The organism is Mesobacterium pallidum, from assembly GCF_019966535.1.
Taxonomy (GTDB): Bacteria; Pseudomonadota; Alphaproteobacteria; order Rhodobacterales; family Rhodobacteraceae; genus Mesobacterium; species Mesobacterium pallidum.
In genome coordinates this window covers 216,049-239,889 of record NZ_JAIMID010000003.1, presented here as the reverse complement: position 1 = coordinate 239,889, position 23,841 = coordinate 216,049, and the positions used below count along the sequence as shown (strand labels likewise).

General features: G+C 66.7%; 23 protein-coding genes. 16 read left to right on the top strand and 7 right to left on the bottom strand.

Going from position 1 to position 23,841, the window contains the following annotated elements; all coding sequences use genetic code 11:
* Positions 1-43: 43 nt before the first annotated feature.
* The 3 genes from MF270_RS06480 (at position 44) to MF270_RS06470 (ending at position 1,314) form a co-directional block, all read left to right on the top strand.
* Complete coding sequence (locus tag MF270_RS06480) at positions 44-256, top strand: putative signal transducing protein (protein ID WP_238365058.1); 213 nt, start codon at positions 44-46, stop codon at positions 254-256.
* A complete protein-coding gene (locus MF270_RS06475; RefSeq protein WP_238365057.1) occupies positions 237-1,022 on the top strand; it encodes a tRNA1(Val) (adenine(37)-N6)-methyltransferase in 786 nt (261 codons plus the stop codon). Before MF270_RS06480 ends, MF270_RS06475 begins: the two co-directional genes overlap by 20 nt.
* Positions 1,023-1,143: 121 nt before the next feature.
* The gene (locus MF270_RS06470; protein WP_238365056.1) at positions 1,144-1,314 is read left to right on the top strand and encodes a YdcH family protein; all 171 of its coding nucleotides are present in this window, start codon (positions 1,144-1,146) and stop codon (positions 1,312-1,314) included.
* Between the two features lie 109 nt (positions 1,315-1,423).
* On the opposite strand, the gene phbB is transcribed toward MF270_RS06470, so the two are convergent.
* From phbB to MF270_RS06450, 4 genes are all read right to left on the bottom strand, one after another.
* Entirely contained in the window at positions 1,424-2,146 is a 723-nt protein-coding gene (gene phbB, locus MF270_RS06465; RefSeq protein ID WP_238365055.1) for an acetoacetyl-CoA reductase, read from the bottom strand.
* A gap of 54 nt (positions 2,147-2,200) precedes the next feature.
* Positions 2,201-3,073, bottom strand: coding sequence for a patatin-like phospholipase family protein (locus tag MF270_RS06460; protein WP_238365054.1), 873 nt, complete (start codon positions 3,071-3,073; stop codon positions 2,201-2,203).
* Positions 3,074-3,128: 55 nt separating this feature from the next.
* Positions 3,129-4,304 carry an acetyl-CoA C-acetyltransferase gene (locus MF270_RS06455; protein WP_238365053.1) on the bottom strand — a complete coding sequence of 392 codons (1,176 nt, stop codon included), beginning with the start codon at positions 4,302-4,304 and terminating at the stop codon, positions 3,129-3,131.
* Between the two features lie 139 nt (positions 4,305-4,443).
* The gene (locus tag MF270_RS06450) at positions 4,444-5,286 is read right to left on the bottom strand and encodes an EAL domain-containing protein (protein ID WP_238365052.1); all 843 of its coding nucleotides are present in this window, start codon (positions 5,284-5,286) and stop codon (positions 4,444-4,446) included.
* 123 nt (positions 5,287-5,409) lie between these two features.
* Here MF270_RS06450 and MF270_RS06445 point away from each other — a divergent pair, with 123 nt between their 5' ends.
* Positions 5,410-5,985 (top strand): DNA-3-methyladenine glycosylase I, encoded by a 576-nt coding sequence (locus MF270_RS06445; RefSeq protein ID WP_238365051.1) that lies wholly within the window; start codon positions 5,410-5,412, stop codon positions 5,983-5,985.
* A gap of 7 nt (positions 5,986-5,992) precedes the next feature.
* Here the strand turns inward: MF270_RS06445 and MF270_RS06440 are convergent, their stop codons facing one another.
* Positions 5,993-8,062 carry a calcium-binding protein gene (locus MF270_RS06440; RefSeq protein ID WP_238365050.1) on the bottom strand — a complete coding sequence of 690 codons (2,070 nt, stop codon included), beginning with the start codon at positions 8,060-8,062 and terminating at the stop codon, positions 5,993-5,995.
* A gap of 349 nt (positions 8,063-8,411) precedes the next feature.
* Between MF270_RS06440 and rpsD the strand changes: the two genes are divergently transcribed.
* From rpsD to MF270_RS06415, 5 genes are all read left to right on the top strand, one after another.
* A complete protein-coding gene (rpsD, locus tag MF270_RS06435) occupies positions 8,412-9,032 on the top strand; it encodes a 30S ribosomal protein S4 (RefSeq protein WP_238365049.1) in 621 nt (206 codons plus the stop codon).
* A 136-nt stretch (positions 9,033-9,168) separates the two neighbouring features.
* Positions 9,169-10,290 carry a cobalamin-independent methionine synthase II family protein gene (locus MF270_RS06430; RefSeq protein WP_238365048.1) on the top strand — a complete coding sequence of 374 codons (1,122 nt, stop codon included), beginning with the start codon at positions 9,169-9,171 and terminating at the stop codon, positions 10,288-10,290.
* A gap of 96 nt (positions 10,291-10,386) precedes the next feature.
* Positions 10,387-11,472: a histidinol-phosphate transaminase gene (gene hisC, locus MF270_RS06425; protein WP_238365047.1), complete on the top strand. Its 1,086-nt coding sequence runs from the start codon at positions 10,387-10,389 to the stop codon at positions 11,470-11,472.
* Positions 11,469-12,389 (top strand): prephenate/arogenate dehydrogenase family protein, encoded by a 921-nt coding sequence (locus MF270_RS06420; RefSeq protein WP_238365046.1) that lies wholly within the window; start codon positions 11,469-11,471, stop codon positions 12,387-12,389. Before hisC ends, MF270_RS06420 begins: the two co-directional genes overlap by 4 nt.
* Positions 12,386-13,348: an extensin-like domain-containing protein gene (locus tag MF270_RS06415; RefSeq protein WP_238365045.1), complete on the top strand. Its 963-nt coding sequence runs from the start codon at positions 12,386-12,388 to the stop codon at positions 13,346-13,348. Before MF270_RS06420 ends, MF270_RS06415 begins: the two co-directional genes overlap by 4 nt.
* Before the next feature lie 275 nt (positions 13,349-13,623).
* Here MF270_RS06415 and MF270_RS06410 read toward each other — a convergent pair whose 3' ends face one another.
* A complete protein-coding gene (locus MF270_RS06410; RefSeq protein ID WP_238365044.1) occupies positions 13,624-14,517 on the bottom strand; it encodes a CobW family GTP-binding protein in 894 nt (297 codons plus the stop codon).
* Positions 14,517-16,157, bottom strand: coding sequence for an amidohydrolase (locus MF270_RS06405; protein ID WP_238365043.1), 1,641 nt, complete (start codon positions 16,155-16,157; stop codon positions 14,517-14,519). Before MF270_RS06405 ends, MF270_RS06410 begins: the two co-directional genes overlap by 1 nt.
* Positions 16,158-16,269: 112 nt before the next feature.
* Between MF270_RS06405 and MF270_RS06400 the strand changes: the two genes are divergently transcribed.
* The 7 genes from MF270_RS06400 (at position 16,270) to MF270_RS06370 (ending at position 23,792) form a co-directional block, all read left to right on the top strand.
* Positions 16,270-17,214: a LysR family transcriptional regulator gene (locus MF270_RS06400; RefSeq protein ID WP_238365042.1), complete on the top strand. Its 945-nt coding sequence runs from the start codon at positions 16,270-16,272 to the stop codon at positions 17,212-17,214.
* Positions 17,215-17,337: 123 nt separating this feature from the next.
* Positions 17,338-18,903, top strand: coding sequence for an ABC transporter substrate-binding protein (locus MF270_RS06395; RefSeq protein ID WP_238365041.1), 1,566 nt, complete (start codon positions 17,338-17,340; stop codon positions 18,901-18,903).
* A 72-nt stretch (positions 18,904-18,975) separates the two neighbouring features.
* A complete protein-coding gene (locus tag MF270_RS06390) occupies positions 18,976-19,953 on the top strand; it encodes an ABC transporter permease (RefSeq protein ID WP_238365040.1) in 978 nt (325 codons plus the stop codon).
* A complete protein-coding gene (locus MF270_RS06385) occupies positions 19,950-20,831 on the top strand; it encodes an ABC transporter permease (protein ID WP_238365039.1) in 882 nt (293 codons plus the stop codon). Before MF270_RS06390 ends, MF270_RS06385 begins: the two co-directional genes overlap by 4 nt.
* On the top strand, positions 20,831-21,817 hold the full coding sequence (locus tag MF270_RS06380) for an ABC transporter ATP-binding protein (protein WP_238365038.1): 987 nt from the start codon (positions 20,831-20,833) through the stop codon (positions 21,815-21,817). The genes MF270_RS06385 and MF270_RS06380 overlap by 1 nt, the downstream gene beginning before the upstream one ends.
* Positions 21,817-22,836, top strand: coding sequence for an ABC transporter ATP-binding protein (locus MF270_RS06375; RefSeq protein WP_238365037.1), 1,020 nt, complete (start codon positions 21,817-21,819; stop codon positions 22,834-22,836). The genes MF270_RS06380 and MF270_RS06375 overlap by 1 nt, the downstream gene beginning before the upstream one ends.
* Positions 22,837-22,871: 35 nt before the next feature.
* Positions 22,872-23,792: a DMT family transporter gene (locus tag MF270_RS06370; protein WP_238365036.1), complete on the top strand. Its 921-nt coding sequence runs from the start codon at positions 22,872-22,874 to the stop codon at positions 23,790-23,792.
* Positions 23,793-23,841 lie beyond the last annotated feature (49 nt).

Genomic DNA, 23,841 nt, shown 5'->3' with positions numbered 1-23,841 from the left:
CTCCGGCTCGACAAGGCCCCGATCCTTCCCTTACATCCATCCCATGAAAGAGCTTTTGCGCAGCAATGACATCGCCCTGATGGCCTATGTCCGCGCCCTTCTTGAGGGCGAGGATATAGCCCTGTTCGAGCTCGACGTAAACATGAGCGTCCTCGAAGGCAGCATCGGCATATTGCCGCGCCGCGCCATGGTGGCCGACAGCGACTATGACCGCGCCCGCGCGCTGCTGGAAGAACATGAGATCGCCCCCTCCTGACGCGCTCGCCGCCCGGGGCCTGGGCTGCTCGGGCTTCCTGGGCGGGCGGATTGCGCTGCTGCAACCGCTCAAGGGGTACCGCGCCGGGGTGGACCCGGTGCTGCTGGCCGCCTCGGTTCCGGCGCGGGCGGGGCACTCGGTGCTGGAATTGGGCTGCGGGGCAGGGGCGGCAAGCCTGTGCCTTGCCGCGCGGGTGCAGGGGCTCACGCTGACCGGGCTCGAGCTGCAACCGGGCTACGCGGCGCTTGCGCGCAAGAATGCGGCGCTGAACGACCTGCCGCTCACGGTGGTCGAGGGCGATCTGGCAGCCATGCCCGCGAACCTGCGCCAGCGCCGGTTCGACATCGTGATCGCCAACCCGCCCTATTTCGACCGCAGCGCGAGCACGCGCGCGCCCGACGCGGGCCGTGACACGGCCATGGGCGAAGACACGCCGCTGGCCGACTGGGTGCAGGCAGGATCGCGCCGGCTGGCGCCGCGGGGCCTTTACGCGATGATCCACCGGGCCGAGCGGCTGGGCGAGATCCTGTCCCTGGCGCCGCAGGCCGGCCTTGGCAGCCTGCGGGTGCTGCCCCTTGCGCCCCGCGCGGGACGCGACGCACAACTCGTGATTGTCCATATGACAAAGGGCGGACGGGCCCCCCTGCGCCTGCATGCGCCGTTCATTCTGCACGCCGGGGACCGCCACGCAGGCGATGCGCCCGATTACACCGAGGCGGCCGAGGCCATCCTGCGCCACGCCGCCCCGATTCGCTGGTCGGACTGAGCGCAGGCACATGTTCGTAACAACCGTTTACGTTTTGGTAACCGTTGCTTGCGCAAGATTGGTGACAGACCCACTTTTTTGTGGTGCACTGAGAGGGCACATCAACCAGCGGAGGACTGCCATGAGCTTGAGTTCACACCTTTCGGAACTGAAGAAGAAACACGCGAACCTCTCCGACGCGATCGAGGTCGCGCAACGTTCGCCCGGCACGCCCAACCAGCAGATCACCGACCTGAAGAAGCAGAAGCTGCGCCTGAAGGAAGAGATCGCGCGCCTGGAGACCACGCACTAGGCGCAATCCGTACCAGTTTCCGGGGCGCACGCGTCGCCCCCGCATGACACGCACATGAAAAGGGCCGGTCACAGTGACCGGCCCTTGGCGTTTCGATCGCGCCACGGCGTCAGACGAAGAACTGCGCCCCGTTGGCCGAGATGGTCGAGCCGTTGATGAAGCCCGAGTCCTCGGAGGCCAGGAAGGTCACGCAGCGCGCGATCTCTTCCGGCTCGCCCAGGCGGCCGACGGGGATGCCCTTGATGATCTTCTCGCGCACCGATTCGTCGATCGCCATGACCATCTCGGTCGCGATGTAGCCGGGGCAGATCGCGTTGGCGGTGATGCCGAACTTGGCACCTTCCTGCGCCAGGCTTTTCACGATGCCCAGATCGCCCGCCTTGGTGGCGGCATAGTTGACCTGGCCGGCCTGGCCCTTCTGCCCGTTGATCGACGAGATCACGATGACCCGGCCGAACTTGCGGTCGCGCATGCCCGACCAGACCGGGTGCACGGTGTTGAACACGCCAGTGAGGTTGGTGGCGATCACATCGTTCCACTGCTCCGGGGTCATCCGGTGGAACATGGCGTCGCGCGTGATGCCGGCATTTGCGACGACCACGTCGACGGGGCCGAGGTCGGCTTCGACCTGCTCGATCCCGGCCTTCGATTCGGCGTAATCGGCGACGTTCCACTTGTAGGTCTTGATGCCGGTTTCCTCGGTGAACTTGGCCGCGGCCGCGTCATTGCCGGCGTAGGTCGCCGCGACCTCATAGCCTTCGGCCTTCAGTGCCTTGGAAATCGCCGCGCCGATGCCGCGCGAGCCCCCGGTGACCAATGCTGTGCGTGCCATGGTAGTCCCTCCCTTACGTTGGTGTATTGGCAATCTTGTTATTCGCTGATCCCATCATGCGCAAGATTGTTGCGCGATAATTTCGGATGCAGCGGTCTTGTCCGTTAGTAGCACCTCGGCATCGCGCGCGCCCTCATCCCAGGTGCGGCGCAGCTTGGCCGGGTCGGTAAAGTCGATCTTGTCCGCCGTCACCTCGTCCGAGGGGCACAGGTAGACGCGGCTCGGCACGTCCGGAATGCGCTTGTAACGTCGGGTCAGCAGGATCAGGCTGCACCCTTCGTCGGGCTCGGGCAGGGGCGCCTGGTCGGCCATGCCGCCATCGACCACGCGGGCGTTGTCCCACAGCGGCGGCTCGAACACCGGCGGGATCACGGCAGCGGCGTTCACCAGCGCGGCCAGCTGGCCATCGCGGGCGGCCTGGTTGGCGTCGATCAGCCGGGCGGTGAGGCCCATCTTTTCGGCCCAGTTGAAATGCGGCGCGTTCACGGTGTGCAACTCGGCCTCGTAGGCCAGCGCAAGCGCGGTCCCGGTCAGGGTCGGCGCGCCGGTTTCGGGCGGATGGGCGATCAGGATCTGGAACTGCGGGCCGTTGGCGATCGCCTCTTGCGCGCTGTCATCGAGGACCTCGGAGACAACGTCGCAGTAAAGCCGCTGGTGCGGGGTGATCCCGTCGGAATCGGCGGCAAAGAGGTCGAGGTTGCTGTCGCGCTGCTCGAAAGCGTCGCACATGATGTCCAGCAGTCGGCGCCCGTTGCCGGTCAGCCAGGCGGCCCCGGCCAGCGCGCCGCCGCTGACGCCGGTGACGCGTTTCGGGCGATAGGTCCGGTCCTGCCCCAGCCGGTCGAGGAAGCCGCCCTGCCAGAAACAACGCAGGCCCCCGCCGGAGAACACCAGCTGGTCTGGATCGGTGAGCGCGGGATGCGTCATGGCCGGACCTCTCGCCCTTGGGTGGGGCGGCGCGGGGCCGCCCCGAGCCTTGGGGTCAGGGGCGTTCGAGGCACATGGCGACACCCATGCCGCCGCCGATGCAGAGGGTGGCGAGACCCTTCTTGGCGCCGCGGCGCTGCATTTCGAACAGCAGGGTGTTGAGGATCCGCGCACCCGAGGCGCCGATCGGGTGACCGATGGCGATGGCGCCGCCGTTCACGTTCACGATGGCCGGATCCCAGCCCATGTCCTTGTTCACGGCGCAGGCCTGGGCGGCGAAGGCTTCGTTCGCCTCGACCAGGTCCAGGTCCTCGGGCTTCCAGCCGGCCTTTTCCAGCGCCTTGCGCGAGGCATGGATCGGGCCCACACCCATGATCGACGGGTCGAGACCCGCGGTGGCGTAGGAGGCGATGCGCGCGAGCGGAGTGATGCCGCGCTTTTCCGCCTCGTCCGCGGTCATCAGCAGCGCGCCGGCGGCGCCGTCGTTGAGGCCCGAGGCGTTGGCCGCGGTGACCGTGCCGTCCTTGGTGAAGGCCGGGCGCAGCTTCTGCATCGCTTCCATGGTCGCGCCGTGGCGGATGTATTCATCCTGGTCGACGGTGATGTCGCCCTTGCGGGTCTTGACGATGAAGGGCACGATCTCGTCGGCGAACTTGCCGGCCTTCTGCGCGGCCTCGGCCTTGTTCTGCGACGCGACGGCGAATTCGTCCTGCATGTCGCGGCTGATCTGCCACTTCTCGGCGACGTTCTCGGCGGTCTGGCCCATGTGGTAGCCGTTGAAGGCGTCCCAGAGACCGTCCTTGATCATCGAGTCGATGTACTTGACGTCGCCCATCTTCACGCCCGCGCGCAGGTGCGCGACATGGGGGCTGAGCGACATGTTTTCCTGCCCGCCCGCGGCGACGATGGATGCATCGCCCAGCTGGATGTGCTGCGCGGCCAGCGCGACGGCGCGCAGGCCCGAGCCGCAGACCTGGTTGATCGACCAGGCGGCGCTTTCGATCGGCAGGCCGGCGTTGACATGGGCCTGGCGGGCCGGGTTCTGGCCCTGACCGGCGGTCAGCACCTGGCCGAGGATGGTTTCGGAGACGTCGGCGGCCTCGATTCCCGCCCGTTCGACCAGCGCCTTGAGCACGGTCGCGCCAAGGTCATGGGCGGGCGTGTTTGCGAAAGAGCCGCTGAAACTGCCGACCGGGGTCCGGGCAGCCGAGGCGATGACGACGTTGGTCATGGGGGTCCTCCACCATATGGGGGCCACGCGTCGAATGGCTCGCGCGCGGCGATCAAGGCAGGGATAGCGCATTCAACCGGGGGCCACAACACGGGGCGTGTTCCCTTGGGTCATGTTCCATGGTCTGCGGTCGAATGCCTCAGGCGCTGACGGCCTCGTTGGTGACATCGCGCCAGGGCGGCATGGTCGTCGGCGCGCCGTAGTAGTAGCCCTGCAGGCAATCGATGCCCTGGGCGGTCAGCCAGGCCGCGTCCTCGGGCCGTTCAACGCATTCGGCCACGGTGAACATGTCGAACTGACGCGCGATGGCGATCAGCGCTTGGGTCAGCACCTGGTTGTCGGCATCGCGCGCGACCCCGCGGATGAACTGGCCGTCGATCTTGAGCAGGTCGAAGCTGAACTGCTTGAGGTAACGGAACGAGGTGAACCCGGCTCCGAAGTCGTCGAGCGCGAAGGACACGCCCCGCGCCTGCACCTCGTTCATGAAGGCGACGACCAGCTCGGGCACGTTCATGGCCGAGGTTTCCGTCACCTCGAGGATCAGCCGCTCGGCCACGGTGTCGTCCTGGCGCAGGCCCCGGTCCAGCGCCGCCATCCAGCGCGGATAGCCGATCGAACGGGCGGACATGTTGATCGACAGGCGCAGCGACGGTTCCTCGACCAGGGCCTTGATGCCCTTTTCGATGGCGAGGCAGTCCAGCATGCGCCCTACCTCCATCTCTTCGACCTGTTCGATGAATTCCATCGCCGGGATGATGCGGCCGGTGTCGTCCAGAACGCGGATCAGCCCCTCGTGAAAGGCGATGCGGTCGGGGCGCGCGGCCTGCACCACCGGCTGGAAGGCAAGCAGCACATCGCCGTGGCGCACCGCCGCCTCGACCATCTTGATGACATTGCGATCGCGTTCGCCGATGGCCTGTTCAAGCGGGCTGGACAGCCTGGAGAGCTGTTCGGCGCGTCGTGCTTTTCGTCCGTGTGGCATCACGTCCCCCGCATGTCTTCTTGACCTGCCCTTTCATCGCCCGCCGCCCCTTAACATCTGGTGAAGATTCGCCGTTTGTTCTAATTTGAAAGAATTCAAGCGGGACACGGAAAGGGCGCGGACATGGGCGACAGGTGCAGCTGGGCGGGGCCCGAGCAGATCTACATCGACTACCACGACACCGAGTGGGGCGTGCCCGAATGGGACAGCCGCGCGCTGTGGGAAAAGCTGGTTCTCGACGGGTTCCAGGCCGGGCTCAGCTGGATCACCATCCTGAAAAAGCGAGACAATTTCCGCGCGGCCTTCGACGGGTTCGACCCGGAGCGGATTGCGTCCTGGGGCGAGGCAGACGTGCAGCGCCTGCTGGGCGATCCGGGCATCATCCGCCATCGCGGAAAGATCGAGGCGACCATCGGCAACGCCCGTGCCTGGATCGCGCTGGAAGAGGCGGGCGGTTTCGACCGGTTCCTGTGGGATTACGTCGGCGGCGCGCCGCTGCAGAACCGGTTCGCCGTGCAGGCCGATGTCCCGCCCCAGACGCCCCTGTCGCAGCAGCTCTCGAAGGACCTCAAGAAGGCGGGCTTCCGATTCTGCGGCCCGACCATCGTCTATGCCTTCATGGAGGCGGTGGGCATGGTCAACGACCACCTCGTGACCTGCCCGCGCCATGACCCGGTGGCGGCCATGGCGCGGGACTGACCGGTCATCAGAAGGTGATGTCGGCCTGGGTCAGGACGATTCCGGCCAGGCCGGCGAGGGTGATGGTGCCTTCGCTGTGGGCGACGATCAGGTCATCGCCCGATGTCGAAAAGCCGAGGCTGCCGAAACCGCCGTCGTGGCCGTAGAGGCGCAGCTTGTCGAGGCCCTGCTCGAAATCGCCGATGGTGTCGTTGCCCGTCGCGCTGTTGAACCGGAAGTCGTCTGCGCCCGCGCCGCCGTATATCAGGTCGTCGTGCTCGCCGCCCTCCAACCGGTCCCGGCCGGTGCCGCCGTACAGAACGTCATTGCCCAGGTTGCCGCCGAGATAATCGTCCATATCGTTGCCATAGAGCGTGTCGGAGCCCTTGCCGCCAACCAGCGAGTCCTGGCCGATGTTGCCCCACAGCTCGTCGGCGCCGTCGTTGCCAAGGACCAGGTCGTGGCCCTTGTGGCCGTAAATGGTGTCGTTGCCGTCGAGACCATAGAGGGTGTCCAGGCCGATGCGCCCCTCGATGATGTTGTTGCCGGCATCCCCGGTCAGCAGGTCCACCTGGTTGCTGCCGACGATGTTCTCGACCCCCCAGGCAGTGACAAAGCCGATGCCGGCCGCGTCCGCCGCGCCGCCGGGGGCGCCATAGTTCTGCCAGCTGCCGTTGGTGTCGAGCGAAAAGGTCACCTCCACCGCGATGGCGCTGAAATCGATCCAGTCCGCGCCGTCGCCGCCGTTGACCGTCACCCCGTAATCGCCCGGCGTCGCCGCCATGACCGCCCGGTCGTTGCCCGAGCCGCCCTCGATATGGCGCACGCCGCCGCTGCCCATCTCGAGCCGGTCGTCCCCCGCGTTGCCGCGCATGTAGCCGACGCCGCCATCGCCGCCGATGATCGTGTCATTGCCATCGTCGCCGGTGGCCAGCTGCACGTTCAGCGCGCCGATGGTGAGAAGGTCGTTGCCGTCGCCCATGCGCAGCGTCGTGCCGCCACCATTGGCCGTGACCATGTCATCGCCGTTGCCCGCGTTCATCGTGGCGACGAAGCCGTTGATCATCGCCGTGTCCCAGCCATCGCCAAGGTACAGCGTCTCGACCCCCTCGCCGTTGATGGTCACGTTGTCCCAGCCACTGCGCGTGGCGATGTGGTCGGCCCAGCCGGCGGTCTGCGTCACGGTATCCGCGACATCGCCCAGCTGCGCAAAGCCCGAGTGATCGTTCAGCATCAGCGTCGTGGCCTGGTTGTCCCGCACGACGAGCGAGCCGAGCCAGGCGTTCGACGTGATGTTCTGGCTGAAGGAGCCGTTCGTGTTCATCTCGACCATGCCCATGCCACCGTTGTTGACGATGGTGTTGGTCGTGTTCCACGAGTTGAAACTCTCCATGTACTGGCTGCCGGTCGTGAGCATCAGGCTGCCGTCATTGGACTTGAGGTAATTGATCCGCCCGGCCCCGTTCAGCGTGACGGTCGCGGCGGCCTGCCCGATCTCGATGGTGTCGATCTGGCCGTCGGTCCCGACCGTCACGGTCTTGGTGCCGCCGGACAGCTCGGCCGTGCCGAGCCGGCCGTTGACGGTCAGGGTATCCGTGCCCTCGTGGCTGGCAACGATGCGCGCCCCGCCCGCGCCGATGGTCACGGTGTCGTCGCCGCGCGTCCGGATCGTTTCGACCCAGCCGCTGCCGGTGGTCAGGATGTTCGACGCGGCTGCCAGCTCGACATAGCCCGTCCATTCCGACCCCAGCGTGACGTCATGCAGCGCGCCGCCCTCTTGCGTGACCAGGAACTTTACCCGGGTCGAGATCAGGTCGATATCCGAGTTCTGGCCCAGCTTGAGGTATTCGATCCGCCGCCCGGTCAGGCCATTGGCGTCGCTGATGTTGGTGTGCTCGGCGGTGCTGTGATAGCGCATCGCCTCGATCTGCCAGTTCGACCCCGACAGCGTGACATTCGAGGTGACGGTGTCGACGCTGCTCGACCACATGCCGGCGAATTCGAGGTAGGTCGAGCCGTCCCAGCTGATGACGCTGCCGTCCGGGGCGGTGAAATCTGCGACCCCGTTGATAGTCGTGGAATGGTTGATGATTGCCATGTCTGAAGCGTTCCCGTGAAAATTGAACTTGTCCTTTGAGGACGCTTATAACATGCGCCTTGGATTCGGCCGAGTCCGGCGCGCGGCCATGGCGTGACTTGCTGCTTGACTCCCTTTCCCCTGCGCGTATAAGCGCCGCTCGTTGGTGTTGGTGGCCCCCGCAAGGGGAAGCCTGTCACGCCGGGTCGCCGGTTCGCCGGTCCGGTGAGAGGACAACGCCCTTTACACACGGCACGAGGCCCTTCGCCTTCCGCGCCCCACGGCCGAGATCGCCCCGCGATTTCAGCCCGAAAAGTGGGAACCGGTGTTCGGAGCAAGCTGAAATGCCACTCATAAAGGAGATCAGACGGTGACCAAACGCACCTCTGCCAAGTACAAGATCGACCGCCGCATGGGCGAAAACATCTGGGGCCGCCCGAAGTCCCCGGTGAACCGCCGCGAATACGGCCCCGGCCAGCACGGCCAGCGCCGCAAGGGCAAGATGTCGGACTTCGGCCTGCAGCTGCGCGCAAAGCAGAAGCTGAAGGGCTATTACGGCGACCTGACCGAAAAGCAGTTCAAGCGCATCTTCAACGACGCCGCCCGTGCCAAGGGTGACACCGGCGAGCTGCTGGTCGGCCTGCTCGAGCGCCGTCTCGACGCCGTCGTCTACCGCGCCAAGTTCGTGCCGACCGTCTTCGCCGCCCGCCAGTTCGTGAACCACGGCCACGTGCTGGTGAACGGCCAGCGCGTGAACATCCCCTCCTACCGCGTGAAGGAAGGTGATGTCATCGAGGTCCGCGAGAAGTCCAAGCAGCTTGCCACCGTTCTCGAGGCCACCCAGCTGCCCGAGCGTGACGTGCCCGACTACATCGAGGTCGACCACAACAAGATGGTTGCCACCTTCGTGCGCACCCCGGGTCTTGGCGACGTGCCCTATGCCGTCGTGATGGAACCGAACCTCGTGATCGAATACTACGCCCAGAACTGATCCGGTTCTGCCGCGAGACAATCGAAAGGCCGCGCCCCCGGGTGCGGCCTTTTTCGTTGCGTGCGCGCCCGGTTGTCTTTCCCTGGCCCCGGTGGTCTGATGCGCGCCAACGCATATCCCGGAACGGACAGTGACTATGACCATCGAGACGACCCATGTCGGAAGCCTGCCGCGCGGCGACGCCCTGTCGGCCCTGCTGATCGCCAAGGACAAGGGACAGGACTACGACCCCGCCGAATTCGAAGCCGCGGTCGAGGCGGCCATCGCCGACGCCATCCGCCACCAGCGCGAGGCGGGCGTGTCGATCATCTCGGACGGGGAACTGGGCAAGGTCGGCTATTCCACCTACATGCAGGAGCGCCTGTCAGGCTTTGGCGGCCATATCGACCGCAAGCCGGCCAAGGATCTTGCCGCGCATCCGGGGCTGGCCAAGAAACTGAGCGCCATCATGGGCAGCCAGGAATTCACCCGCGCCTCTTGCATCGGCGAGGTCAAGCTGGTGAACCTGCAACCCGCGCTGGACGACATCCGCCGCTTCAAGACTGCGCTCGAGGCGGAAGGCGAGGGCACCCGCGCCTTCATGAACGCCGCCTCGCCGGGGCTGATCACCGCCTTCCAGGTCAACAAGTTCTACCCCAGCCATGAGGCTTACCTCGCCGATCTCGCCGCCGCGATGCGCCCGGAATACGAGGCGATCCTGGACGCCGGGTTCGACATCCAGTTCGATTGCCCCGACCTCGCCATGTCGGCCCACACCGGCTACCAGGACATGAGCCAGGACGAGTTCGTCAAGATCGCCGCCGCCAACGTGGAGGCGTTGAATGCCGCGACCGAAGGGCTGCCGGCCGACCGCATGCGGATGCACCTCTGCTGGGGCAACTACGAAGGCCCGCACGACCACGACATCCCGCTGGAAAAGGTGATCGACGTGGTGCTGTCGGCCCGGCCGAACACGATCCTGTTCGAATCCGCCAACCCCTGCCACGAACACGAATGGACCGTCTGGCGCGACGCGGCGATCCCCGAGGACAAGGTGCTGGCGCCGGGCGTGATCGACACCTGTTCGAACTACGTGGAACATCCGCAGCTGATCGCCCAGCGGCTGGACCGCTTCATCGGCATCGTCGGCAAGGACCGGGTCATCGCCTCGACCGATTGCGGGTTCGGCACCTTCGCCGGCTACGGCAAGATCGACCCCGATGTGACCTGGAAGAAACTGCGCAACCTGCGCCTCGGCGCCGATATCGCCGCGGGCTGACCCCGGCGCGGCGGGCCCGCCCGCCGCGACCTCATCCCGTCTGGTCACCGCGCCCACCTGCCGCTAAAAGGCGCCAGTACAGTCGGAGGGACGCAGATGGCGGGGATCGAACCGCAGCCCGGGATCATGGAGATCGAGCTTTACGTCAGTGGCTCGAGCAAGATCGACGGCGTCGAGAACGTCGTGAAACTCAGCGCGAACGAGAACCCGTTCGGGCCCTCGCCTCTGGCGATCGAGGCCTATACCCGCGCCGCCCACCAGCTGCACCGCTATCCCAACACCGACCATGCCGAGCTGCGCGCGGCGATCGGCGAGGTCAACGGCCTCGACCCGGACCGCATCATCTGCGGCGTGGGGTCCGACGAGGTGCTGCAATTCGTGGCCAATGCCTATGCCGGCCCCGGCGACGAGGTCATCGTGACCGAGCACGGCTTTTCCATGTACCCGATCCTGGCGCACATGGTCGGCGCCGTGCCCGTCGAAGTGCCCGAGCGCGACCGCGTGGTCGACATCGACGCGATCCTTGGCGCTGTGACCGACCGCACGCGGCTGGTCTTCATAGCCAACCCCGGCAATCCCACCTCGACCATGGTCGGCGAGGGAGAGCTGGAGCGGCTCGCCTCGTCCCTGCCCGGGAACGTGGTGCTGGTGTTGGACGGCGCCTATGCCGAATTCGTCGACGGGTTCGACGGGGGCGTCTCGGTGGTCGACGCGCATCCGAACGTGATCATGACGCGCACATTCTCCAAGATCTACGGGCTGGGCGGGTTGCGGATCGGCTGGGGCTATGCGCAGCGCGAAATGATCGACGTGCTGACCCGGTTGCGCCAGCCGTTCAACCTGTCGGCCGGGCAGATGGCGGCCGGGATCGCCGCCGTGCGCGACGTGGCCTACACCGAAAAATGCCGGGCCGAGAATGCCCGCATGCGCCACTGGCTGGCCGACGCGCTGGCCGAGCACGGCGTGCCCTGCGACACCTCGATGACCAATTTCGTGCTGGCCCGCTTTGCCAGCGCCGAAGAGGCGGATGCCTGTGACGCGCATCTCAAGTCGAACGGGCTGATCGTGCGCAAGACGGGCGGCTACAAGCTGCCCCATTGCCTGCGCATCACTATCGGCGACGAGGCGTCGTGCCGTCAGGTCGCCCATGCCGTGGGCCAGTTCAAGGCGCGCCGCACATGAGCCATGTCTACGAGCGGGTCGCGCTGATCGGCCTCGGCCTGATCGCCTCGTCGATGTTCTGGGCCATCAGGCGCGGCGATCTCGCGGGCGAGGTCACGGGCTATGCCCGCAGCGCCGGGACGCGCGAGACCGCGCGCCGCATTGGCCTCTGCGACCGGGTCTGCGACACGCTGGAAGAGGCGGTCTCGGGCGCCGACCTCGTCGTGCTCTGCGTGCCGGTCGGCGCCATGGGCGCGGTGGCCGAGGCGATGGCGCCGCACCTGAAACCGGGCGCGACGGTCAGCGACGTCGGCTCGGTCAAGAAGGCGGTGATCGACGCGGTCGGGCCCCACATTCCCGAGGGCGTGCATTTCGTCCCCGCCCACCCGCTGGCCGGGACCGAGCATTCGGGCCCCGAGTCGGGCTTTGCCACGCTTTTCGACAACCGCTGGAGCCTGCTGGTTCCGGTGGTCGGCAGCGACCCGGGGGCGGTGGCGCGCCTGCGCGCGCTTTGGGAAGGCATGGGCGCCAATGTCGAAGAGATGGACGCCGAGCACCATGACCTGGTGCTGGCCGTCACGTCGCATACGCCGCACCTCATCGCCTACACGATGGTGGGCGTGGCGGATGACCTGCGGCGCGTGACCGACAGCGAGGTCATCAAGTACTCGGCTGCCGGTTTCCGCGACTTCACCCGGATCGCCGCTTCGGACCCGACCATGTGGCGCGACGTCTTCCTGACCAACAAGGAGGCGACGCTGGAAATCCTCGGCCGCTTCACCGAGGAGCTCTTTGCGCTGCAACGGGCGATCCGCACAGGGGATGGCGAGCAGCTGTTCGATTATTTCACCCGGACGCGCGCCATCCGCCGTGGTATCATCGAGGCGGGTCAGGATACGGACGCGCCGGATTTCGGGCGTGCAGGTGCGAAAAAGTGAAATATATCATCGGGGTGATGCTGATCTGCGTTGCGGGGGCCGGATGGTCCGCGGCGCCGGACAGCTCGCCCCGACCGATGGCGCGTAACGCCGTCACCGTTGATGCGACGGGCGCGATCCGGCCCCTTGGGCGACCTCTTTCCGAGGGCGATACCGACGATCCGCTGGCCGCCGAAATGGCGCTGGCCGTCGTCAGCCCGACCACCCTCGGGATTGCCGCCTCGGCCTTGCCGCCGATCCGCCCCGTGCCACGCCCGGGCTCGGCTGTCGTCAAGCCTTCTCCGGTTGCGCCGGCGCTGACCTCGGACGATCTCGCCGCGAATACCAAGGGCGTGATGGTGCTGGCCAGTTCCGGCACGGTGCGCTCGCTGCGCCCCGCCTCGCGGCCCGGTGCCCTCGAGAAAAAGGCCATGGCCAAGCGGCAGCTGGCCCGCAAGGGCGCGGTCTGCGGCGATATCGACCTGCAAGGGTCGAATGTGGGCCGGGTGCCCGGGCGCATCTCGGCCTGCGGGATCAAGGACGCGGTCAAGCTGCGCTCGGTCTCGGGCGTGCGGCTGAGCCAGGAAAGCGTGATGGATTGCACCACCGCCAAGACGATCAAGACCTGGGTCGAGACGGGCGTGAAGCCGGCCTTCGGCTCGCGCGGCGGCGGGCTGTCGCAGCTGAAGGTGGCCGCGCATTATTCCTGCCGCACCCGGAACAACCAGCCCGGTGCAAAGGTGTCGGAACATGGCAAGGGGCGGGCCATCGACATCTCGGGTTTCGTGCTGCGCGACGGGACCACGGTGACGGTGCTGAAGGGCTGGCGTGACAAGACCTGGAGCGCGACGCTCAAGAAGATCCACCGCGCGGCCTGCGGCCCCTTCGGCACGGTGCTTGGCCCCGATGGCGACCGCTATCACCAGGACCATCTGCACATGGACACGGCCCGCTACCGCTCGGGCAGCTTCTGCCGCTGATCCGGATGCCCCGCTGGCGCGGGAAGAGCATGCCGGGCCCCACCTCCTGTCCTCCTCCCGCACGGGGAGGAGGAAGCGCGTGGCTGGCCGACCCCGACAAAGCGCCAGTGGATTGTCTGGAACGGGCGGGAGCCTCCGGCGGGAGTTTATCGGCAAGATGAAGGGGAGTCGGCGCGCGTGGCGGCGACATGCGCCTCCAATCCCTTTCATTATTCCGAAAATACTCCGGGGGGCGTCACCGAAGGTGACGGGGGGCAGCGCCCCCGTGCCCGGTTTCAGGCGGGCGCGACGCATTCGGCCAGAAGCGCCTCGAGCGCCTCGGGCCGCAGGTCTCCCTTGAAGCCGATGCAGACGACGCCCGTCTCGTGCCCAGTTGCGGCGGGTTCCACGTCGTGGCGGCGACCGACCACGTGGATCAAGTCAGGGCCAGTGGGGCCGGTGACGAAGCCCTTGGCGCGGGTGATGGTCGGGTCCTCGGCCAGGGCGCGGGCGAGGGCCTGCGCATCGACCGGGCCGTCGGGGCGCAGCACGTGGCTGGCGAAAAGGCCATGGGCGCCCGCGTCGGGGCGGTGGCCGCGGGCGGGCAGGGGCAGGGCGCCCAGGACGGCCGAGATCGGGACCTGCCCGTGATCGGCGGGGATGATCCGGGCCCGGGGGGCCTTGGCGCGCAGCCAGTCGGTCACGGCCGCGAGGTCGCAAGCGAGGTCGGGCTTGGTCAGCAGCAGGATGTCGGCCTGCGCCAACTGCCGGTCGATCGTGTCCGAAAGGTAGCTGTTCGCCGCGTTGGCCTGCACCTGGTCGGCATCGGCCAGCACCAGGATCGCATCGGCGCGCAGCCCCTGCACCAGCCCCACGGTGGTCGCGATGGCGCCTGGCAGGGCCACGCCGGACGCCTCGATCAGCACGTGGTCGGGGCGCGGCACCATTGCCTTCAGGTCATCCAGCGCGCCGATCAGGTCGGACCCGTAGGCGCAGCAGACGCAGCCGCCCGAGATCGAGACCAGCCCGTCTTCTTCCGCCTCGATCAGGTCGGCGTCGATGGGCAGCTCGCCGAATTCGTTGACCAGAACGGCCAGCCGCTGACCCTCGTTGTGGCGCAGGAGGTGATTGACCAGCGTGGTCTTGCCCGCGCCAAGGTAACCGCCGATCACCGTGACGGGGATATCCATCAGAGGTCTGAGGCCGCGAAGATGCGGCCGCCCTGCACAGTGCCCCAGATGCCGACGTCCTTGAGCGTCTCGGGCGCGACCGCGTAGGGATCGTCCTCGAGCACGGCGAAATCGGCGCGCTTGCCGACCTCGATCGACCCGATCCGGTCGTCCATCTTCATCGTGATCGCCGCGCCTAGCGTGATCGCGTAAAGCGCCTGCTCGACGCTGATCTTCTCTCCCTCGCCCTGCACCCGGCCCGAGGCGGTCAGCCGGTTGACCGCGCCCCAGGCGGTGAAGAGCGGCCCCAGCGGTGTGACCGGCGCGTCGGAGTGGATCGCCAGCTCGACCCCCATCTGAAGCGCGGTGCGGGTGGCGTTCATCCGCTCGGCCCGCTCGGGGCCGACGGTAAGGGCGTAATGTTCGTCCCCCCAGTAGTAATGGTGGTTGGCAAAGAGGTTGGCGCACATGCCCATCTTGCCCATCTTGCGGAACTGCGCCGCGTCGGCCAACTGGCAGTGCTGCAATGTAAAGCGGTGATCGGGGTCGGGCGTTTCGCGCAGCGCGGCCTCGAGCGTGTCGATGGTCAGCTGGGTCGCCTCGTCGCCATTGGTGTGGGTGTGGACCTGCACGCCGGCCTTGAGCGCCAGCGCATAGATCTCGGCCAGCTGGTCGGGGGCCACGTACCACAACCCGTTCTCGGCGCCGTTGTAATAGCCCGGCCAGCGCAGGCGCGCGGAAAAGCCCTGGATCGAGCCATCGGCCACCACCTTGATCTTGCCCAGTTCCAGCCGCTGGGTCGATCGGCTTTTCAGCCCCGCCGTATACGCCACCAGCTCTTTCGGCGCGATTCCGAAGTTGATGCGGAAGGCCACGATGCAGACCGGGTAGGTCTCTTCCTCCGTCACCGAGAGGAACATGTCGACCAACGCGTCGGTCAGCTGCTGGCCCAGGTCGGACGAGGTCGTCACCCCGGCCCGCACGCAAAGCTTGCCGTAATTGCGCAGCCCCTGCGGGTCGGCCGCGAGGAAGGCGCGGTCCATGCCCACATGCTTGCCGACGGGGGTGAAAACCTCGGGGCTCTTCAGCTCTCCGGTCGGCAGGCCGTCGGGACCCAGCGGGATGCCGGGGTGATTGTGGCCTTCGCGCAGCATCCCCGCCAGCTCCAGCCCCCTGGAGTTCACGTTGAGGATATGGCCCGAGGCATGCATGATCCCCACCGGGCGCGTCGCCGACACCCGGTCGAGATCGGCCCGCGTCATGCGCACGTTGTCCATGTAGATCGGGTCGAACCCCCAGCCCAGAAGCGGCGCGTCGGGGTCTTCCATCCCGGCCTCGATTTCCGACAGGCGCGCGACCACGTCATCCACCGTCTTCACCCCGTCCCAGACCTTGCCATCGGGGTCCATCCGGTCGAACCAGCCGACATAGGTAAAGGACCAAAGCGCCCCCTCCATGGTATGCGCATGTCCCTCGATCAGGCCCGGCATCAGCACCTTGTCGGCGAATCTGTCGTCCACGACATGCGGGCCCCAACCTGTCAGATCCGACAGGGACCCGGCGCCAAGGATCTTGCCGTCCCGCACCGCGACATGGCTGACCACCGGCTGGTTCGGGTTCATCGTGATGATTTTCTTGGCGGAATAGATGGTGGTCTGCATCAATTTTCCTCTTGGGGCTGGGGGCGGGATGACAAAAGCCTAGGCGGGTTCCATCCATCCGAAAAATGGATTTACCTGATGATCATTCGCGGTTTTCTGGTGGAATGCGCCCGTGCTGAACTACACCCTCAAGCAATTGCGCTATGTCGAGGCGGCGGGCCGGCTCGGTTCCATCGCCTCGGCCGCGTCGGAATTGTCGATCTCGCAAAGCTCGATCACCGCGGCCATTGACGCGCTGGAAGGGGGCCTGGGCTACGACATGTTCATCCGCACCCCCGCGCGCGGCATCCGTCCCACGCCGCAGGGGACCGAGGCGCTGGGCCTCATCCGCCGCTTCCTGCACCAGGCCCGCCATTTCGAGGCCGAGATGCAGTCGGTCGCGGGCCTGGCCAAGGGGACCGTGCGCATCGCCTGCTACGCCACCGCCGCGCCCGCGTTCCTGCCGACGATCCTGCGCAGTGTGACCGAGACCTTCCCGGACCTGTCGATCACCGTGCTCGAGGGCTCGCTGAACCGGGTAACCGATTTCCTGAACGAGGGCGAGGCGGACCTCGCGTTCAGCTACAAGGATTTCTCGGACCCGCGTCACCGGTTCGAGCCGCTGTTCGAAGCGCCGCCCTATGCCATCGTGCCGCGTGACGATCCCATCGCGCAAAGCGGCGTGACCACCATGGCCGAGATCGCGACGCGCCCGATGGTGACGCTCGACCTGCCCGGGGCGCGGGATTACTTCCGGTCGATGTTCGACGACCTCGGCCTTTCGCCCCGCATCGCCCATTCCACGCGGTCAAGCGAGATCCTGCGCGCGCTGGTCTCGGGCGGATTCGGCGTGTCGATCCTGAACATCAAGCCGCTCGACTACCGCGAGGGCGAATCGAGCTACGCCATCGTGCCCATTCAGGATGCAGGTCCTGCCCCGATGTTCGGCATCCTGACGGTCGGAAACTCCGAGCCGCCGGGCATCGTCCAGGCCTTTATCCGCAACTGCATCATCCTGAAATCAAAAGGGGAATTCAGGAATCTGGCAGTCCATCTGCCGGCCCATTCCCACATTTGATGTGACATTACGGACCAATTTATCAGTTTTTTGACGCAAAGCCCCTGCGCTTAGGCTTTGATCATGAGGCGCGGCAAACGCGCCCGACCTGAACCCACGGGGAGATTACAGATGATGAACGGGATGAAATCATTCCTCGCGGCGGCGGCGGTCTCGGCCCTGTCGCTGAGCGCGGCGACCGCGCAGGAGACGCCGCAGTCGGGTGGCACGCTGGTCGTGGTTGTGCCGGGCGGCACGCCGCGCGTGCTGAACCCGGCAGTGCAATCGGGCGTCGCGACCGGCCTGCCGGGCACGCAGCTATTCGCCTCGCCGCTGCGCTATGACGCGGACTGGACGCCGCAGCCCTACCTTGCCAAATCGTGGGAAGTGGCCGAGGACGGCCTTTCGGTCACCCTGCACCTGCAGGAAAACGCGACCTTCCACGATGGTGAACCCATCACCTCCGAAGATGTCGCCTTCAGCGTCGATGTGATCAAGGAATACCACCCCTTCAAGTCGATGTTCGCGCCTGTGACCAGCGTCGACACGCCGGATGAACACACCGCCGTGCTGAACCTCGCCCACCCGCACCCGGCGCTGATGCTGGCCATGTCCGGCCAGCTGATGGCGATCATCCCCAAGCATATCTACGGCGACGGCCAGGACCCCAAGAACCATCCCCGCAACAACGAGGACGTGGTGGGCTCGGGCCCGTTCAAGCTGGTCGAGTTCAAGCCGGGCGAGCACATCATCCTCGAGCGCTACGAGGGCTACTGGGAAGAGGGCCTGCCCTATCTCGACCGCATCGTCGGGCGCATCATCCTTGACAGTTCCGCCCGCGCCATCGCGCTGCAGAACGGCGAGGTGCACATGTCCACCTTCGAGAACGAGCCGACCGTGGTCAGCCGCCTGATGCAGGCCGAGGGCGTGAACGTGACGAGCCAGGGCTACGGCGGCATCGGCCCCATCGACTGGCTGGCGATGAACACGACACGCGGTCCCCTTCAGGACGTGAAGGTGCGCCAGGCGATCGCCTATGCGGTGGACAAGAACTTCATCCTCAAGGCCGTGATGCGCGGCACCGCGACCGAGGCCAAGACCGGCGTCCACCCGGACAGCCCGCTCTATAACCCCGACGTGCCGGCCTACGAGGTCGATCTGGACAAGGCCAACGCCCTGCTGGACGAGGCCGGCTACCCGATGGACGGCGGCAAGCGCTTTGCGCTGACGATGGAGCTGCCGGGCTTTCCGGGCTACAAGGCGCAGACCGAATACGTTCGCAACGCGCTGGGCAAGGTCGGGATCGAGGTGACGCTGCGCGCCCACCCGGATTTCCCGAGCTGGGCCAAGGCCATGGGCACGATGGATTTCGACATGTCCATGGACAGCGTCTACAACTGGGGTGACCCGGTGATCGGCGTGAACCGGACCTACATGTCCGACAACATCGGCAAGGGCGTCTGGTCGAACACCCAAGGCTACGCCAATGCCCGCGTGGACGCGCTGCTGGCCGAGGCCGCGCAGGAACAGGACGCCGACAAGCGCAAGGCGCTCTACGCCGAGTTCCAGGAGATCGTGGCCGAGGACGTCCCGATCTACTTCATTAACGCGGTGCCGATGCACACGATCTACTCGGACAAGGTGCAGAACCCGCCGATGGGCATCTGGGCGTCGTCCTCGCCGATGGACAAGGTCTGGCTCAAGGAATGAACCAGCCCGGGCCCGCGGCCGGACCGCCGCGGGCCCGACCACCAGTCACGACATAACGACGGGGACCCGACCTTGGACATCCTGCGCGTCACGGCGACCCGGATCTTCTACGCCATCCTGCTGCTGCTGGCGGTGCTGATCCTCAACTTCACGATGATGCACCTCGCCCCCGGCGACGTGGCCGACACCATCGCCCAGTCGATGGGCGGCGCGGACGAAGAGGTGCTGGCCCGCATCCGTGCCGATTACGGCCTCGACCAGCCCTTCCTGGTGCAACTCGGCACCTACATGGGCAAGATCCTGCGCTTCGACCTTGGCTATTCCTTCTACTATTCGCGCCCCGTGACGGACCTGATCCTGCAACGGCTGCCGGCGACGCTGCTGCTGGTCTTCACCGCGCAGATCCTCGCCATGATCGTCGGCGTCGTGCTGGGCGTCATCTCGGCCCGGCGTCCGAACGGCATCCTGTCGCATTTCGTGACCTTCTTCGCGCTCTTCGGCTACTCGGCCCCGGTGTTCTGGACGGGCATCCTGCTGCTCATCGCCTTCTCGCTCAAGATCCAGTGGTTCCCGGTCGCGGGCATGCGCGACGTGACCCTGACCGGCGGCTTCTGGGTGCAGGCGGTGGACATCGCGCGCCACATGGTGCTGCCCACGCTGACGCTGGCGTCGATCTTCCTTGCCCTCTACTCGCGCCTCTCCCGCGCCACGATGATGGAGGTGCTGGGCAGCGACTATGTCCGCACCGCCAAGGCCAAGGGGCTTTCCACGCGCGAGGTGGTCTACAAGCACGCGCTGAAGAACGCGCTCTCGCCGGTCATCACGCTGGCGGGCCTGCAATTTTCGGCCGTCGTGTCGGGTGCGGTGCTGGTCGAGACGGTCTTTGCCTGGCCCGGCCTTGGCACGCTGGCCTTCCAGTCGATCCTGGCCCGTGACACGCCGACCATCCTTGGCATCCTGTTCTTTTCGGCGCTCATGGTGATCGTCGGCAACCTGCTGACCGATTTCGTGCTGCGCCTTGTCGATCCGCGCATGAGGGGCCGCGCATGAGCGATCCATCCATCCCCCTGCCGCCTGTCGAAAAGGCCCGCTCGCCGCTTTCGGAAGCGTGGGAGATGTTCCGCCGCAACCACTCGGCCATGGCGGGCCTCGTCATCCTCACCTTCATCGTGCTGGGGGCGATCTTCGGCCCCATGCTCTACCCCACGGACCCGTTCGACATGGTCTGGGCACCGTTCTCGCCCCCGGGCGAGGAAGGCTACCTCTTGGGCACCGACTACCTGGGCCGGGACCTCATGGCGCAGATCATCCACGGCGCGCGCGTCACGCTGATCATCGGGCTTTCGGCCGCCATCGTGACCATCGTCATCGGCGTCACCATCGGCGCGCTGGCGGGCTTTTACCGCGGCTGGGTCGAAGAGGTTCTGATGCGCATCACCGAGTTCTTCCAGGTGCTGCCCACGCTGCTCTTCTCCATGGTCATCGTGGCGCTCTTCGGCGCGACCCTGCCGATGATCACCTTTGCCATCGGCATCGTCAGCTGGACCGCCGTCGCCCGCATCACCCGGGCCGAGTTCCTGCGCATCCGCGAGCTGGAATACGTGACCGCCAGCCGCGCGGCCGGGGCACCGTCGGGCAAGCTGATGTTCAAGGTCATCCTGCCCAACGCCGCCCCGCCGATCATCGTGCAATCGGCGCTCATGGTCGGCTCGGCGATCCTCTTCGAGGCGGGGCTCTCGTTCCTCGGCCTCACCGATCCGAACATCGTCAGCTGGGGGCAGATCATCGGCTCGAACCGTCAATACATCCTGGAATCGGGCTACACGGTCACGATCCCCGGCCTTGCGATCTTTGTCACCGTGCTCGCCATCTCGCTGGTCGGGGACGGGCTGAACGACGCGCTGAACCCCAAGCTGAGGCAACGCTGATGGCCCCGCTGCTCAAGGTCGAGAACCTGCGGATCGAGCTGACCACGCGCGCCGGCAAGGCCCCGGTGATCGACGACCTGTCGCTTGAGTTGAACGCGGGCGAGTCGATCTCGTTTGTCGGGGAATCGGGTTGCGGCAAGTCCATGACCGCCCTCGCCATCATGGGGCTCTTGCCCGAAGGGGTGGGCCGCGTGACCGGGGGCCGCATCCTCTTCGACGGCGAAGATCTGACCAAGGCCAGCGATTCCCGGCTGCGCCAGATCCGCGGCAACGAGATCTCGATGATCTTCCAGGAGCCGATGACCTCGCTCAACCCGGTCTACACGGTGGGCGAACAGATCGCCGAGGTGCTGCGCGCCCACCAGGGCCTCAGCCGCACTGCCGCCCATGGCATGGCGGTCGAGCTGCTGGACGCCGTGCGAATCCCCAACCCCAAGGGTCGGGTGAACGACTACCCGTTCCAGATGTCCGGCGGGCAGCGGCAGCGGGTGATGATCGCCATTGCGCTCGCCTGCAAGCCCAAGATCCTGATCGCGGATGAACCCACCACGGCGCTCGACGTGACCGTGCAGGCGCAGATCTTCGACCTCTTGCGCGACCTGCGGCGCCAGACCGGCACCTCGATCATCATGATCACGCACGACATGGGCGCCGTGGCCGAGATGGCCGAGCGGATGATCGTCATGTACGCCGGCCGCAAGGCCGAGGAAGGGCCGGTCGCCCAGGTGATCGAACGCGCGCGCCATCCCTATACCTCGGGCCTCATCTCCTGCGTGCCGCATATCATGGCCGAAATCACCGAAGAGCGGCACGAGCTGACCGAGATTCCCGGCATCGTGCCGGGGCTGGCTGAGTTCGGCCAGGACCTCTGCCTCTTCGCCTCGCGCTGCCCGCGCCGGACCGAACGCTGCGTGTCCAAACGCCCGCCCGAGGTGCCCTTCCCGAACGCCCAGTCCAGCGCCTGCTGGCACGCGGAGGAGATGTGATGTCCGACGCCCTGCTCGAGGCCCGCAACCTGTCCGTCCGGTTCCCCGTCCGCGCCAGGGGTTGGGGGAAGAAGGCTTACCTGACGGCCGTGGACGATGTGTCCTTCACCGTGAAAAAGGGTCAGACCCTCGCCATCGTCGGGGAATCCGGCTCGGGCAAGACCACCGCCGCCCTCGCCATCGCGCGGCTGGTGGCGGGCGAAACGACGGGCGAAGTGCTGCTGGACGGGCGCGACATCGTCCCGCTCACGGGCGAGCAACTCAAGGACATGCGCCGCCGGGTGCAGGTGATCTTCCAGGACCCCTATTCCTCGCTCAACCCCCGCGCCCGGGTCGAGGACATCGTGCGCGAACCGCTCGACAACCTGACCGACAAGCCCGAGGCCGAGAAGCGCCAGATCGTCGATCAGCTGTTCGAGGCGGTGGGTCTGCGCCCCGAGCAGAAGCGCCTGTTTCCACACCAGTTCTCGGGCGGGCAGCGGCAGCGCATCGGCATCGCGCGGGCCCTGTCCACGCGCCCCGAGGTGATCATCTGCGACGAGGCGGTCAGCGCGCTCGACGTCGCCGTGCAGGCACAGATCCTGAACCTGCTGCGGCGGCTGCAAAAGGACTTCGGGCTGACGTACCTGTTCATCAGCCACGACCTGGGCGTGGTGCAGCACATGTGTGACAGCGTGGCGGTCATGTACATGGGCAAGGTGGTCGAACACGCGGACCGGATGGACCTGTTCAACAATCCGCTGCACCCCTACACCACGGCGCTGCTGTCGGCCGTCCCCTCGGTCGATCCGACGCTGCGGGAAAACGCGCGCCGCATCTTGATCCCCGGCGACCCGCCGGACCCGTTCAACCTGCCGAAAGGGTGCCGTTTCGTGTCGCGCTGCCCGGTGGCGCAGGCCGGCTGCCACGACGCGGCGCCTCCGCTCGAGGACAAGGGCGGGCCGCACCGCGTCGCCTGCCACCTCGTCGGTGCAGAGGCGCAGAGCCCCCTTGGCGTTGACGCGGCCGCCCGGGCGTGATCCTAGAAGGGCGTCCCAGCTAGTCGAGGCCCCCCATGCAACCGATGCGCGGCATCCTTCTCAAGCTGATCGCGGTGCTCTGCTTCATCGTGATGAGCGCGCTGATCAAGTCCGTGTCGGACAGCGTGCCGCCGGGCGAGGCGGTGTTCTTCCGCTCGGCCTTCGCCTTCCCGGTGCTCTTTGCCTGGCTGGCCCTGCGGGGCGAGCTTTCCAGCGGCCTGCGCGTCGCGGATCCCATGAGCCACGTCTGGCGCGGCTTCATCGGGACCACGGCCATGGGCTGCGGCTTTGCCGCGGTCATGCTGCTGCCGCTGCCCGAGGTCACGGCCATCGGCTATGCCATGCCGATCCTGCTCACCATCTTCGCGGCCATGTTCCTGAATGAAAAGGTCGGCATCTTCCGCCTCTCGGCCATCGGCATCGGCCTGGTCGGGGTGCTGATCATCATCGCGCCGCGGCTCACCACGTTTTCCGGCCCCGAGATGCACACGGCCGAGGCCATCGGCGTCGTGCTCATGCTGGTCTCGGCCACCGCCGCCGCGCTGGCGCAGGTCTACATCCGCAAGATGGTCGCGACCGAGCGGACCTCGGCCATTGTCTTCTATTTCACGCTGACCTCGATGCTTCTGTCCCTGCTGACGCTGCCCTTCGGCTGGGTCATCCCCGACCTTGGGGCGGGGCTGCGGCTGGTGCTGGCCGGGTTGATCGGCGGGGTGGGGCAGATCGTCCTGACCTCCTGCTACCGCTACGCGCCGGCCTCGGTCGTGGCGCCGTTCGAATACGCCTCGATGATCTTCGCCATCGCCATCGGCTATGTCTGGTTCGCCGAGATCCCCACGCGGCAGACACTGGTGGGGGCCGCCATCGTCATCGCGGCCGGCGTGCTGATCATCTGGCGCGAGCGGCGGCTGGGCATCCAGCGCGAGAAATCCAAGCGGGCCCGGTCGCTGATCTGAGACGGGCCAGCTGAGCCCGTCCGCGTCCCGGCGATCGCCCCGGCGCCTG